This is a genomic window from Pseudomonas sp. 13159349 (genome assembly GCF_013305685.1).
In the GTDB taxonomy this organism is placed as follows: Bacteria; Pseudomonadota; Gammaproteobacteria; order Pseudomonadales; family Pseudomonadaceae; genus Aquipseudomonas; species Aquipseudomonas asiatica.
On record NZ_CP045553.1, the window covers coordinates 2893442 to 2905217 of the forward strand.

The 11776-nt window shown below is 64.8% G+C and carries 15 protein-coding genes; 9 read left to right on the forward strand and 6 right to left on the reverse strand.

What is annotated here, in order from left to right:
• Positions 1–74 precede the first annotated feature (74 nt).
• Both GEV38_RS13610 and GEV38_RS13615 read right to left on the reverse strand, forming a co-directional pair.
• Positions 75–608 (reverse strand): cytochrome b, encoded by a 534-nt coding sequence (locus GEV38_RS13610; protein ID WP_015270187.1) that lies wholly within the window; start codon positions 606–608, stop codon positions 75–77.
• Complete coding sequence (locus GEV38_RS13615) at positions 605–1657, reverse strand: catalase family peroxidase (protein WP_041506053.1); 1053 nt, start codon at positions 1655–1657, stop codon at positions 605–607. The genes GEV38_RS13610 and GEV38_RS13615 overlap by 4 nt, the downstream gene beginning before the upstream one ends.
• A gap of 124 nt (positions 1658–1781) precedes the next feature.
• On the opposite strand from GEV38_RS13615, the gene GEV38_RS13620 reads away from it, so the two are divergent.
• On the forward strand, positions 1782–2303 hold the full coding sequence (locus GEV38_RS13620; protein WP_013972484.1) for a sigma-70 family RNA polymerase sigma factor: 522 nt from the start codon (positions 1782–1784) through the stop codon (positions 2301–2303).
• The gene (locus GEV38_RS13625; RefSeq protein ID WP_015270190.1) at positions 2300–3052 is read left to right on the forward strand and encodes an anti-sigma factor; all 753 of its coding nucleotides are present in this window, start codon (positions 2300–2302) and stop codon (positions 3050–3052) included. Before GEV38_RS13620 ends, GEV38_RS13625 begins: the two co-directional genes overlap by 4 nt.
• A 308-nt stretch (positions 3053–3360) precedes the next feature.
• On the opposite strand, the gene GEV38_RS13630 is transcribed toward GEV38_RS13625, so the two are convergent.
• Positions 3361–4368 (reverse strand): GlxA family transcriptional regulator, encoded by a 1008-nt coding sequence (locus GEV38_RS13630; RefSeq protein ID WP_013972486.1) that lies wholly within the window; start codon positions 4366–4368, stop codon positions 3361–3363.
• A gap of 160 nt (positions 4369–4528) precedes the next feature.
• Here GEV38_RS13630 and GEV38_RS13635 point away from each other — a divergent pair, with 160 nt between their 5' ends.
• Positions 4529–4999: a hypothetical protein gene (locus tag GEV38_RS13635; RefSeq protein ID WP_054573118.1), complete on the forward strand. Its 471-nt coding sequence runs from the start codon at positions 4529–4531 to the stop codon at positions 4997–4999.
• Positions 5000–5223: 224 nt separating this feature from the next.
• On the forward strand, positions 5224–5436 hold the full coding sequence (locus GEV38_RS13640) for a PLDc N-terminal domain-containing protein (RefSeq protein ID WP_013972488.1): 213 nt from the start codon (positions 5224–5226) through the stop codon (positions 5434–5436).
• Positions 5437–5480: 44 nt separating this feature from the next.
• Here the strand turns inward: GEV38_RS13640 and GEV38_RS13645 are convergent, their stop codons facing one another.
• Positions 5481–5804, reverse strand: coding sequence for a hypothetical protein (locus tag GEV38_RS13645; RefSeq protein ID WP_015270192.1), 324 nt, complete (start codon positions 5802–5804; stop codon positions 5481–5483).
• A 210-nt stretch (positions 5805–6014) separates the two neighbouring features.
• On the opposite strand from GEV38_RS13645, the gene GEV38_RS13650 reads away from it, so the two are divergent.
• Both GEV38_RS13650 and GEV38_RS13655 read left to right on the forward strand, forming a co-directional pair.
• Positions 6015–6425 (forward strand): RidA family protein, encoded by a 411-nt coding sequence (locus GEV38_RS13650; RefSeq protein ID WP_054573119.1) that lies wholly within the window; start codon positions 6015–6017, stop codon positions 6423–6425.
• Between the two features lie 108 nt (positions 6426–6533).
• Positions 6534–7406 (forward strand): DMT family transporter, encoded by an 873-nt coding sequence (locus tag GEV38_RS13655; RefSeq protein ID WP_054573120.1) that lies wholly within the window; start codon positions 6534–6536, stop codon positions 7404–7406.
• Here the strand turns inward: GEV38_RS13655 and GEV38_RS13660 are convergent.
• Positions 7403–8122: a TorF family putative porin gene (locus tag GEV38_RS13660; RefSeq protein WP_054573121.1), complete on the reverse strand. Its 720-nt coding sequence runs from the start codon at positions 8120–8122 to the stop codon at positions 7403–7405. The genes GEV38_RS13655 and GEV38_RS13660 overlap by 4 nt on opposite strands.
• Positions 8123–8203: 81 nt before the next feature.
• On the reverse strand, positions 8204–8455 hold the full coding sequence (locus GEV38_RS13665) for a hypothetical protein (RefSeq protein ID WP_015270196.1): 252 nt from the start codon (positions 8453–8455) through the stop codon (positions 8204–8206).
• A gap of 122 nt (positions 8456–8577) precedes the next feature.
• Here GEV38_RS13665 and GEV38_RS13670 point away from each other — a divergent pair, with 122 nt between their 5' ends.
• The 3 genes from GEV38_RS13670 (at position 8578) to GEV38_RS13680 (ending at position 11775) form a co-directional block, all read left to right on the forward strand.
• A complete protein-coding gene (locus GEV38_RS13670; protein WP_054573122.1) occupies positions 8578–9237 on the forward strand; it encodes a VIT1/CCC1 transporter family protein in 660 nt (219 codons plus the stop codon).
• A gap of 190 nt (positions 9238–9427) precedes the next feature.
• On the forward strand, positions 9428–10885 hold the full coding sequence (locus GEV38_RS13675) for a DUF3300 domain-containing protein (RefSeq protein ID WP_054573123.1): 1458 nt from the start codon (positions 9428–9430) through the stop codon (positions 10883–10885).
• Positions 10882–11775, forward strand: coding sequence for a DUF2950 domain-containing protein (locus GEV38_RS13680; protein ID WP_054573124.1), 894 nt, complete (start codon positions 10882–10884; stop codon positions 11773–11775). The genes GEV38_RS13675 and GEV38_RS13680 overlap by 4 nt, the downstream gene beginning before the upstream one ends.
• Position 11776 lies beyond the last annotated feature (1 nt).

The following is an 11776-nucleotide window of genomic DNA, read 5'->3' on the forward strand; positions in this document are numbered from 1 at the left end:
AGGGCGGTACGGCAAATAGAAAGCCGATCTTGTTGGGAATCGTTATCGGTGTCGAGCCCCCGGCCTGCCGAGCGTCATTGGCTGCGGCGCAGCGGGCCAGGCCACATGCTACGCAACACGCCATCGCGGCGCACCCACGCGTGCATCAAGGCCGCACCCACATGCACCAGCACCGTGGCGAACAGCAAGTAGCCAGCCCAGCCATGGGCCTGGCGCAGCACTGCATACAGTTGCAGGTCATGGGGGGCAATGGCCGGCAAGCCCAAGGGGCGGGGGTAGCCACCGGCCGACAGCATGGCCCAGCCCAGCAGCGGCATGGCAAGCATCAGTCCGTAGAGCACCAGGTGCGAAGCCCCGGCGGCCCAGCGTTGCAGTGCAGGCAGGTCGCGCGGCAGGGCTGGGTGGGGCAGGGCCAGGCGAACGGCGATGCGCAGCAGCACCAGCACCAGCAGGGCCAGGCCGGTTGCCTTGTGCAACCCGATCAGCACGGGGTGGCGCGGCGACAGGTCGGCGACCATGCTCACACCGATGAACAACATGGCCAGGATCAGCACGGCCATCAGCCAGTGCAACAGGCGGGCGAGGGGGTGGAAGGCGTCGGTTTTCATGGGTGGGCTCCGGTGTCGAGCGACTCGCGGCTGCGGCGGTTGAAGGATTCCGAGTAGGCGGCCGAACGGGCGGCGAGGATCGGGTCGGCAGAGGCCTGGATGCCCCGGGGTAGAATCAGCGGGTCGAAGTTGATGTCGCGGCAGGCCCCTTGCTCGGGGCCGTCGACCTGTTCCAGTACCAGCGTGCCGGCGTCCACGCTGCGCCGGTCGGCAGGCCACGGGCTGGCAGGGTCGTCCACTGCATCGCCGGGTTCCGCCAGTACCAGGCGCAGCGTCCAGCGCAGCGGGCCCTGGGCCAGCCGTTGCTGCAGGTCGTGCTGCAGGAACTGTTTGTCATCGACTTGGGCAGGCAGGGCGGCAAACGCTGTCTGCGGCTCCAGTTGCCAACGCACGGGGTGGGACGCGCCGCTTGCGTCGATCAGGCGGAAGGCGTTGATGCTGTGGTACTGCGTGCTGGCGAAGCTGTTGCTGGGCTTGTACCCCGCCGCCCATTGGCGAAACGCCGCGCTTTCCGGGTGGGCGGCGAAAAACGCCTGCAGTTTGCCCGGGTCCGGTTTGCCGGTGGCCGGGTCGGGTGCCCCCGCCAGTACCTGTTCATAGAAGGCTTGTGGCGTGCTTACCGCCAGCACCGGCGGGTTGTTCATGCCGGTACGCCAGACTTGCCCGTCGTCGGTGCTCAACTCGATGGCCAGGCTGCGCACCGGTATGCCGGTATCCGGCGCGAACGGGTTGGCGCCGCCGATGGCGAAGCGGCCGATCACTGGCACCCGCGGCTGGCTGAACGCCCGCGCCGTGGACAGGCTGACGGCCTGCCCGCTGGGCTGGAAGTAGCCGCTGACGCACAGGCCCTTGGCGTGGTTCTTACGGTAACCCGGGTAATGCCCGGCCTGGGCTTCGAAGGTGTCGATGATGCGTTGTGGGGTCAGGCGGGTATCGCCAACCCAGCCGGCGGCATAGGCAAAGGCGGCGCCCGCGCCCAGCATCACGACGCCGATGGCGGCCAGGCGCAGGGCCTTGGCCGGGCCGTGCAGGGGTGAGTTCATGGTCATTGTCCGGTTCAGTGAAGGTGCCGGTACGACGGCGCAGAGAAAAACTTATTCCCTTGCCGGGAATAGATTTTCCTCACAGGCGTCTGCCTCTTACACTGACAACCCCAGAGGCCGGGACCTTGCCATGCATGATCTGGACGACCACCAGTGGCGCGAGCTGCTGGCCCGCCTGCGCCGCTTTGCCGTGTGGCTGACCCGCGAGCCGGGCAGCGCCGACGACCTGGTACAGGCAACGGTCGAGCGGGCCTTGAGCCGGCGCGACCAGCAACGTGATGCCGATGCCCTGCGGGCCTGGCTGTTCACCATCCTTTATCGGCTGTTCCTCGATGGAAAGCGCCGCGAGCGCCTGCACGCGCGATGGCTGTCCTGGTTCGGCCGCGGCGAGCGCGATGACGAGCCGGTTGGTGGCAACCTCGAGGCCATTGTCCTGGCCCAGGCCGACCTGCAGGCTTTCGCCCGGCTCACGGCAGAACAGCGTGCGTTGTTGCTGCTGGTCAGCATTGAAGGTTTGAGCTACAAGGAGGCCGCCCAGGCCCTGGGCATCCCTATCGGCACTGTGATGTCGCGCCTGTCGCGCGCCCGCAATGCCTTGCGCGAACTGACCGAGGGCAGCCCCCAGCCCCCGGCCTTGCGGAGACTGAAATGACGCGCCTGATCCCCAGCGAAGACGAACTGCACGCTTATGTCGACGAGCGCCTGGAGCCTGCGCGCCGGGCCGAGGTGCAGGCCTGGCTGGCGGCCAACCCGCAGGCCGCGGCCAAGGTCGAGGGTTGGCGTGCCGACGCCCGCCGCCTGCGTACGGCACTGGCCGGGTTTGGCGAAGTGCCCGGGGCGGCGCAGCTGGACCTGGGGCAGTTGCGCCGGCAATTGCGCCAACGCCGCCAGCGCCGCTGGGCCACGGCGGCGGTGTTGCTGCTGGCATTGGGCGTGGGTGGCCTGGGCGGTTGGCAGGTGCGCGACGCGACCTTGGCGCGTGCCGACCTGCCGATGGCCGATGCTGTCCAGGCACACCGCTTGTTTGCCGGTAGCCAGGCGCTGGATATCCAGGCCAGCGACCCAGGCCAGTTGCGCGACTGGCTGGGGCGCCACTTCAGCCGCGTTGGCCACCTGCCGGACCTGGCGGGCTACGGCTTCAAACCGGTGGGCGCGCGCCTGCTAAGCAATGAGCAGGGGCCGGCGGCGTTGCTGGTGTTCGAGGATGGCAAGGGCCAGCGCATCAGCCTGTTCCTGCGCTCACCAGGTGATCATTATCGGCGCATGCCGGACGGGCAGCGCGTGGACGGGCAGCTGGAGGCGCGGTACTGGTCGCATGGGGCCTACAACTTTGCTCTGGTCAGCGCGGTGGACGATTTGCGTGGGGCGGGGGTGGGGGAGGCGTTGCGCTTGGGTTTGTGAGCCCGCTCTCGCCGGGATCGCACGTGGATGCTTTGGTGATCCTGTGGGAGATTGCCCAGCCCTTTGGGCTGCGCTGTCGCGCAGAGAACCAATATCGCTCGTCTGACGCGTCCTTTGTAGGAGCAGCCTTGTGCTGCGAAGAGGCCGGTACAGCCAATAGACAGGCTTTGTCAGCCCCGGCCTCTTCGCAGCACAAGGCTGCTCCTACAGGACCTCGCCGAACCAATGAGTCATGTGTTGTTCTATGAGAGCGGGCGCGCCCGCGAAGAGGCCTCGCCAGGCCACACATTCCTGCCACTTTTCCCTGTTCACTCGCCCAACCGCTGCTCACGCGACGGCGGGTAGCCAAAGTAAGCCGCATAGCATTTGCTGAAGTGCGACACCGAAACAAACCCGCAGGCCACTGCCACCTCCATCACCGACAGGTCGGAATACTGCAGTAGGCGGCGGCTTTTGGTGACGCGCAACTCCATGTAGTAACGCCGCGGCGAAGTGCCCAACTGGGCCTGGAACAGGCGGTCGATCTGTCGGCGCGAGCGCCCGCTGTAGGCGGCCAACTGGTCGAGGCTGAGGGTTTCCTCGAGGTTGTTCTCCATCAGCTCGACGATGGTGCGCAGGTGCAAACTCATGGACTTCTTCGCGCCCGGGCCGACCTGACGATAGCGGGCACCGGAGAACGACAGGATCTCCTCGACGCCTTCGGCCAGGCCGTCGCCATACAGCCGGCGCACCAGGCCGAGCATCAGCTCCATGGCACCATTGGGGCTGGCAGCGCTGAGGCGGTCGCGGTCGAGAGTGAAGCTGGCCGGGGTGATCCGCGTCTGCGGGCTGCGCTCGGACAGGCTGGCGCGCTGCTCAGGGTGGATACTGCAGCCATAGTCGTCCAGCACCCCGGCGCGGCCGAGGAACCACGCGCCGTTCCACAACCCGCCCAAGGCCATGCCGTGGGCCGCACAATCGCCCAGCAGGCGGTCAAGCTCGGGGTACTTCAATGGCGTGCGCAGGCCGCCACAGATCACCAGCAGGTCCAACTCCTTCAGGGCCTCGGCGGATAACTCGGTAGCCACCAACTCCAACCCCAGGTCGCTGAGCACGCGGTCGCCTGCAAGCGACAGTGGGGTGAATCGAAAGCTGTCGGCGCGCAGCAGGTTGGCCGTGACCAGCACGTCCATGGCCACGGTGAAGCTGGCCATGGAGAAGTGTTCGAGCAATACGAAATCGACCCGATAGGGGGCTTGGGCATTGGCGCTGGTGGACTTCAGCCGCAGCATGTTGCTGGTACTGGTCTTCTTGCTGAACTGGCGTGGCGTGGGCACTCTGGACTCCGCTTCCTGGCTGGCCTTGAGAGTGTGGCGGGTGGCCGGGGGAAAGACAATCTCCCGGGTGGCCGTGTCGTATTCCAGGTCGTGTTCAGGCAACCTGTCTGGCTTGGCCCGTTGCCGCTATGCTGATGCTCCTGTCACTGAGGATACCTTGATGAAGTACGCCGCTGCCCTGTTGCTTTGCCTGATGCCATTGCTGGCCAATGCCCTGGAGCAGGGCGACAAGCTCGCCCCGTGGACGCTGCTCGACCAGTACGACCAGGCCTATAGTCTCGCCGCCGGCACGCACATCCTGCTGGTGGCGCGCGACATGGATGGTGCAAAGCTGGTGAAGGCGGCGTTGGCCGAACAGCCCAAGGGTTACCTGGAGGCGCGCGATGCGGTGTTCGTTGCCGACATCCAGCGCATGCCGGCGCTGATCAGCAAGCTGTTCGCCATCCCCGCCATGCGCGATTACAACTACCGCGTGCTGCTCGACCGCGACGGGCGCGTGGCCAGCCGTTATCCAGGGCAGGATGGCCAGGTGCAGTGGTTGCAACTGGAGCAGGGCAAGCTGGTGAGCCAGCGGGCATTTGCCGATGCGCCGGCGTTGAAGGCGGCGTTGGAGACTGCACCACGGCATTGAGGGCCGTCACTACTCCCTGTAGGAGCGGCCTTGTGTCGCGATGGGCTGCGCAGCAGCCCCAGGATTTTTGCCCTACGAAAGACCGCAGGGGGCTGCTTTGCAGCCCATCGCGACACAAGGCCGCTCCTACAAAGGGCCGTGGTGCCATGCCGCCAGCCAAATCAATCTGAACCCTCGGCAGCCTCTGCAACCCAACCCATTACATGCCAAATGGGAGAGCGCTCATGGAAATCGGAACGATCTGGATCATCGTCGCGGCCTTTGTGATCCTGCTGGAAATCTGGGCCATCTGGCACATCATCGGCAGTGACCGGCGCGCCGAGCGCAAGATGCTGTGGATCGTCTTCGTGGTCTACGCACCGTTCCCCGGTTTGCTGTTCTGGGCCTGGCGCGGGCCTCGGGCAGTGAAGGGCAGGGCGGTACTGCAGGAAAAATGATGGCGAACGGCCTCAGGCGCGGGGACGCCTGAGGCCGTCGATGTTCACTTGGGCAGGATATCGAAGCGAATGGCTGACCCCAGCCCGTCCACCATCAGGCAACCATAGAACTTCACGGTCGACAGCACACACAGATGCTTGAGCGCTTCATGGATATAATCGTGAAGCAGCTTTTCGGCATCGCGCCTGCGGTCTGCGAGCGTGGTGCTGCTGAGAGTGATCACCCCGAGCAAGGTGGTTTCAATGTGTTCGACGGTGTCCAGGCCAATTTTTTCGCGCAGGTGCAGGCGCGCCTTTGCCGCATCGTCTTCATCTCGTGCGGTTTTGGGCTTGATGGTATAAGCCAGCTGAAAATCATATTTGCTCATCGCTTTATCCTTGGTACGTGCAGGCCTCCATGCCGGGCCTCGCAATCTAGCGCCTGGCAGCCACCGCGCATACAAACGCGTGGTTCACGCAAGCCAGTGCGCTGTGCGAAACGTCCTACGCAGACAAGCCCGTTTTACGATGCATGCTTGACCTCGAGTTAACTCAAGGTTCGATACTCCGTCCCTCTTCCAACTGATCGAGGGTTTACCGTGAGCCATTCAACCGCGTTCCAGCTGAGCAACCCCGAAGGCCTGTACGACCCCAGCGGCAATGCCTACTCTCATGTCGCCGAGGTTCATGCCGACAGCCGCCTGTTGTTCATCGCCGGCCAGGGCGGGGAGGACCGCAACGGGCAGCTGTCGCCGCTGTTCGCCGAGCAGGCGCGCCAGGCACTGGCCAACCTTGAGATTGCCCTGGCGTCGAAAGGCGCCAGCCTGGCCCAGGTGTTCAAGCTGACCCTGCTGATCGTCGAGCATTCCGAAACGCGACTGCATGAATGGGTAGCCGAGGCTGACAGGGCCTGGGGCCGTAGCATGAAACCGACCTGCACGCTGATACCGGTACCCCGGTTGGCGCTGGACGGCATGCTGGTGGAGATCGAGGCAGTGGCGGCTGTATAGGTCCGGGCGATTCGGTGGTGGCGGCAGATAAACACTATGTTGTATATCGGTGCTGGCCCAACAAGCATGGCCGCTATAACAACAATTGACCTCAAAGGTGACCACACCATGAGCACCGGCACCACCACGCTTACCGACCCCAAGGCCCGGGCCTGGGTCTGGCCGGCACTTTTCAGCCTGGTGGCCTTCGCTGCCAACTCGGTGTTCTGCCGGCTCGCGCTGAAGGATGGGGCCATCGACCCGGCATCCTTCACCGTGGTGCGCCTGGCCAGTGGTGCACTGTTCCTGCTGCTGTTGATCCGCCTGCGCAAACCCGCGCTTGCCATGGGGGGGAGCTGGCGCGGCGGCTTGGCCCTGTTCCTCTACGCATTCCTGTTTTCTGCGGCATATCTGCAACTGGGCGCAGGCGCGGGTGCGTTGCTGCTGTTTGGCGCGGTGCAGATCACCATGTTCGGCTTCGCCTGGTACAAAGGCGAACAAATCACTGCGCGAATGCTGCTGGGCATGCTGATCGCCTTCGTCGGCCTGCTGGTGCTGCTGCTGCCCGGTATTGCGGCGCCACCTTTTGCCAGTGCCTTGCTGATGGCCCTGTCTGGCGTGGCCTGGGGCGTTTACACGCTGCTGGGCAAAGGTTCACCCAGGCCGCTGGCCGACACTGCCGGCAATTTCACCCGGAGCCTGCCGTGCCTGGTGCTGCTGGCGCCGATGCTGTTGCTGGGCGCCGACTTGCACCTGAGCCCGCTCGGCGTGCTGTATGCGCTGGGTTCTGGTGTGCTGGCGTCCGGTGCTGGCTATGCCGTGTGGTACGGCGTGGTCAGGCAAGTCAGCGCGCAGCAGGCGGCGACCATGCAGCTCAGCGTCCCGGTGATCGCGGCGTTGGGCGGGGTTGGCCTGATTGGCGAGCCATTGTCGTTGCGCTTGCTGGTGGCCTGCGTGGTGGTGCTGGGCGGTATCGCCCTGGCGCTGGCGCCGCGCCGTTAAAAGAAACGGCGTTGCGCCTTGAGCGTGACCATGCTGTCGCAATAGGTGTTGATGCCCGAATACGCATCACACCCGCCACCACTGAGGTTTGAGTTGCTGTAGACCAGGTTCAGGTCGATGCCGAGCCAAGGCCGGGATAGTTCCAGCGACCAATCGGAAAAGGCATTCACCTCGCTGCCATCACCAATGGTGAATGGCGTACCCAGGCGGTGATGGGCGAGCTTGACGCTCAGGTCGACATCAAACAGCGGCAGTTGGCCGAAGTCGGCGAATAGCGTGGCGGTGCGGTTGTCGGGATTGTCGCGCAGCGCTCCACCGAAACGGCTGCCCAGCACCGAAACACCGCCGTACAGGGCATAGCTGTCGGGGCCCGCAATGTTTGGCTGACTATAATGGATCAACCCCACCTCGTAGCCCAGGCTAGTGTCGAACCGGTGCTTGTAGCCCAGGTAACTGTCCAGCCGCAGGGTGGAGTCGGGCGTCACGCCCATGCTCGGGGCGTACTGGCCAAGGTACCAGCCGCTGGGGTGGCTGAAGTCGAGGCCACCGTGGAACGCACCGATGGCGCTGGGCGATATCAGCCCCTGGGCCATACTGCGTGAGGGGGTGGTGCCGAGTGTAAAGTCGAAGTCGCCCAGTTCGCGTTTGATCTGTTGGGCCAGCAGCATGGGGCTGAACAGCAGTGCAGCACTCAGCAACAGAAGGGGCCTGGTCATGGTCTCCGTCCTGGAAGGCTTGCGGTTGAGCGGTAAAGCATACCTGTGCAGGTAACGTGAGGGAACCGCCGGCTAGCCCATTCAGCCTTTGGTCGAACGGTCGGCGTCTGCAGCTTCGGTCACTACGGGCAGGTTGCCGGCACGCTGGATTACCCGCCGTTGCTGCTCGTAGTCGTCCAGCGACAGGCCACGGCGTTGCAAGGCTTCCAGTTGCAGTTGACGGGTTTCTTCGGCGGTGTAGGGACGCAGTTCGGGGTGGCTGGCACAGCCGCTGGTGATGGCGATGGCAATGACGGCAAGGGTGGCGGACAGCAGGCGGGCCAAGGTGTTCATCAGGTAGCTCCAGGGGCCGGGGTGGTGGGCGGCGAGTCGATGGAGCTAGGTTATTCGGCCATGTCGTTCGGCAGAAATTGCCATTCTCGATAGTGACTATCGATGGTTCCTGGGAGGGTGCGATGGGGCAAGACGAGCAACCGCGAAAATGGGGCGTGCTGGAACCGATCGACCGGATCACCGGAGTCATCTTCGGCCTGTTGATGGCGATGACCTTCATCGGCTCGCTGAGCGTGGCCACGGCAGGGCGCGAAGACGCGCGGCTGATGCTGATTGCCGCGCTCGGCTGCAACCTGGCCTGGGGCCTGGCCGATGCCGTCATCTACCTGCTGCGTACCTGGACCGAACGCACCCGCAGCCGGACCTTGCTGGCCCGCCTGCAAGCCGGTGATATCAACCAGGGGCGCAGGCTGATTGCCGATACGTTGCCAGAGCGCATCGGCCTGGCACTGGATGAAGACGGGCTGGAGATGCTGCGCGGGCGCATGCTGCGTGATGCTGGCCGCCCGCTGCCGGCACGCCTGGGGCTGGATGATTTCAAGGCTGCCCTGGCCACTTTCCTGCTGGTGGTACTGGCAACTTTCCCGATGGTCATTCCGTTCCTGCTGATCGAGACCACCGGTACGGCTATCCGAGTGTCGAACCTGGTTGCCCTGGCCATGCTCTTCCTTGCGGGCTGGTTGCTGGCACGCTATTCCGGTGGCCGCACCCTGTTGACCGGCGTGGTTCTGGCAGTAGTTGGAGCGTCGCTGATCGTGGCGATCATCGCCCTGGGCGGTTGAGCACCGCCGCGGGCGTGCCCGCGAAAGGGCCGGTACAGTCAATTACAGTTCTCAGCCCAGCCCTGATATAGATTCAAAAGCAGTAACCACCGCACCCTTAGAGCGCGAAAAGTTCGCGCCCCCGTATCTGGCCAAAAGCAGCGCCATTGCTACCCTTAACCCACGCGGCCTGATCTCACGGAGAGATGCGATGCGCATGCCATTGTCAGCGGTCCTGTCGGTGATCCTGTATCTGAGTGCCACGCCCGGCCTGGTGCTGGCAGAGGATGTACCGGCCCCCGACCCGGCACCACAAACCGACACGGTCGCGGCCAAGGACCCGATGTTCACCCAGGAGCAACTGGATCAGATGCTCGCGCCCATCGCGTTGTACCCCGATGCGCTGCTGGCCCAGGTATTGATGGCCTCCACTTACCCGGGGCAGGTGAGCGAAGCGGTGACCTGGTCCAAGGCCAACCCCAAGGCCACCGGCGACGATGCTGTCAAGAAGGTGGCGAACCAGCCCTGGGACCCGAGCGTACAGGCGCTGGTGGCCTTCCCGCAGGTACTGGCGACCCTGGGGCAAGACCCGGTCTGGGTACAGCGCCTGGGTGACGCCTTCCTTGCGCAGCCCGACGATGTCATGGGCGGCGTGCAGCGCCTGCGCCATCAGGCCCAGGCCGCCGGCAACCTGCAGAGCAACCAGTACCAGAACGTGACCGTGCAGACCGCCCCGGCACCGGCCTCCAGTGGTAGCAGTACTCAGGTGGTTACGGCCAGTAGCCCGCCCACCACCATCATCATCGAGCCAGCCGACCCGCAAGTGGTGTACGTGCCCAGCTACAACCCGACCACCAGCTACGGCACCTGGGCCTACCCGGCCTCGCCGCCGGTGTATTACCCGCCACCGCCCATGTATTACCCTGGTTCTGCACTGGTGGCGGGCCTGGCCTTCGGGACCGGCGTGGCGATCGTAGCCTCGCTGTGGGGCGACTGTGACTGGGGCAACAACGACATCGACATCGACGTCAACCGCTACAACAACATCAACGCCAACAACCGCATCACCAACAACCAGAACAAATGGCAGCACAACGCCGCCAACCGCGACGGCGTGCCATACCGCGACTCTCGCAGCCGCCAGCAGTACGGTCGCCAGCTGGACGGTGCCACCCAGCGTACTGCCTTCCGCGGTGACGACGCCCAACGCGCCCAGGCGCGGGACAAGGCCCGGGCGTCGATGGACCGGGCCGGCATCGAACGTCCGGCCACCAGCAACCGCCAGGCACGCCAGCAGATGCGCGAGGCGCAGGCAGGCAATTCGGTCGGCAATCGCATGCAGCCTCGTAGCGACAACCCCAGGGCAACCGACCGTCGACAGGAAACCCGCAACACCCAGGCTCGCCAGCAGAACAGCCAGGTGAACCAGCGCAGGCAGGGCGAAGGCCAGGGGCGGCAGCTGGCACAAAATCGGCCTTCCAATACCGCTGGCCGCGCGCGTAACAATGCCTTCGACGGCGTGCGTTCACCCTCGCGCACCAGCGCGCAGGCCAGCCGTGGCCGCACCAGCCAGTCGTTCGCCCAGCGCCCGAACGCATCGCGTGCCGCCGGGCATCAGATTTCCCGGCCCAGTGCGCCCGCACGCCGCGGGGGAGGTGGCCGTCGATGAAACGTCAAACGATAGCGGCACTGGTAATCGCAGCCGGTATGACATGGTCATCCCTGGCCGCTGCGCAGGAAGCCTTCCCGACACCGGAGAAGGCCGTGGAATCCTTTGTTGCGGCGCTGGGCGAGGAGAAACCTGATGAAGCCCGCCTGGCCCGGTTGCTGGGCGATGACTGGCGTACCTACATACCGCGCGGCGGTGTGCAACGCAGTGATGTGGACACGTTCCTTGCGCAATATCGCGCGCAGCACAGCATCAACCTGTCGGGGGCAAACAAGGCCATCCTCGCGGTGGGCAGTGATCACTGGACGTTGCCTATTCCGTTGACCAAAGGCGACCAGGGTTGGCGTTTCGACCTCAAGGCCGGCAGCGCCGAAATCCGCGCGCGGCGTATTGGCCGCAACGAGCTGGGTGCCATGCAGTCGATGCTGGCCTATCACGATGCGCAAATGGAGTACGCCACCCAGGACCACAACGGCAACGGTGCGCTGGAATACGCGCAGAAGATATTCAGCGAGCCCGGCAAGCATGACGGGCTGTACTGGGACGACGACGGCGATGGCCAGGTCAGTCCGCTGGGCCCGCTGTTCGGCCAGGACCGGGTTGGCGACGACTGGTATGGCTACCACTTTCGTATCCTCGATGCACAGGGCCCATCCGCCCCTGGTGGTGCCTACAGTTACCTGATCGGCAACCAGATGAGCCGTGGCTTCGCCATGGTCGCGTGGCCGGCCAGGTACGATGACACCGGGGTGATGAGCTTCATGATCAGCCATGACGGCGAGGTGTTCGAGAAAGACCTCGGGCCGCACGGCGACAAGCTAGCCAAGGAGATGAAACGCTTCGATCCGGATGACAGTTGGAAGGTGGTGGATGTGCCGACGGGGGATTGAG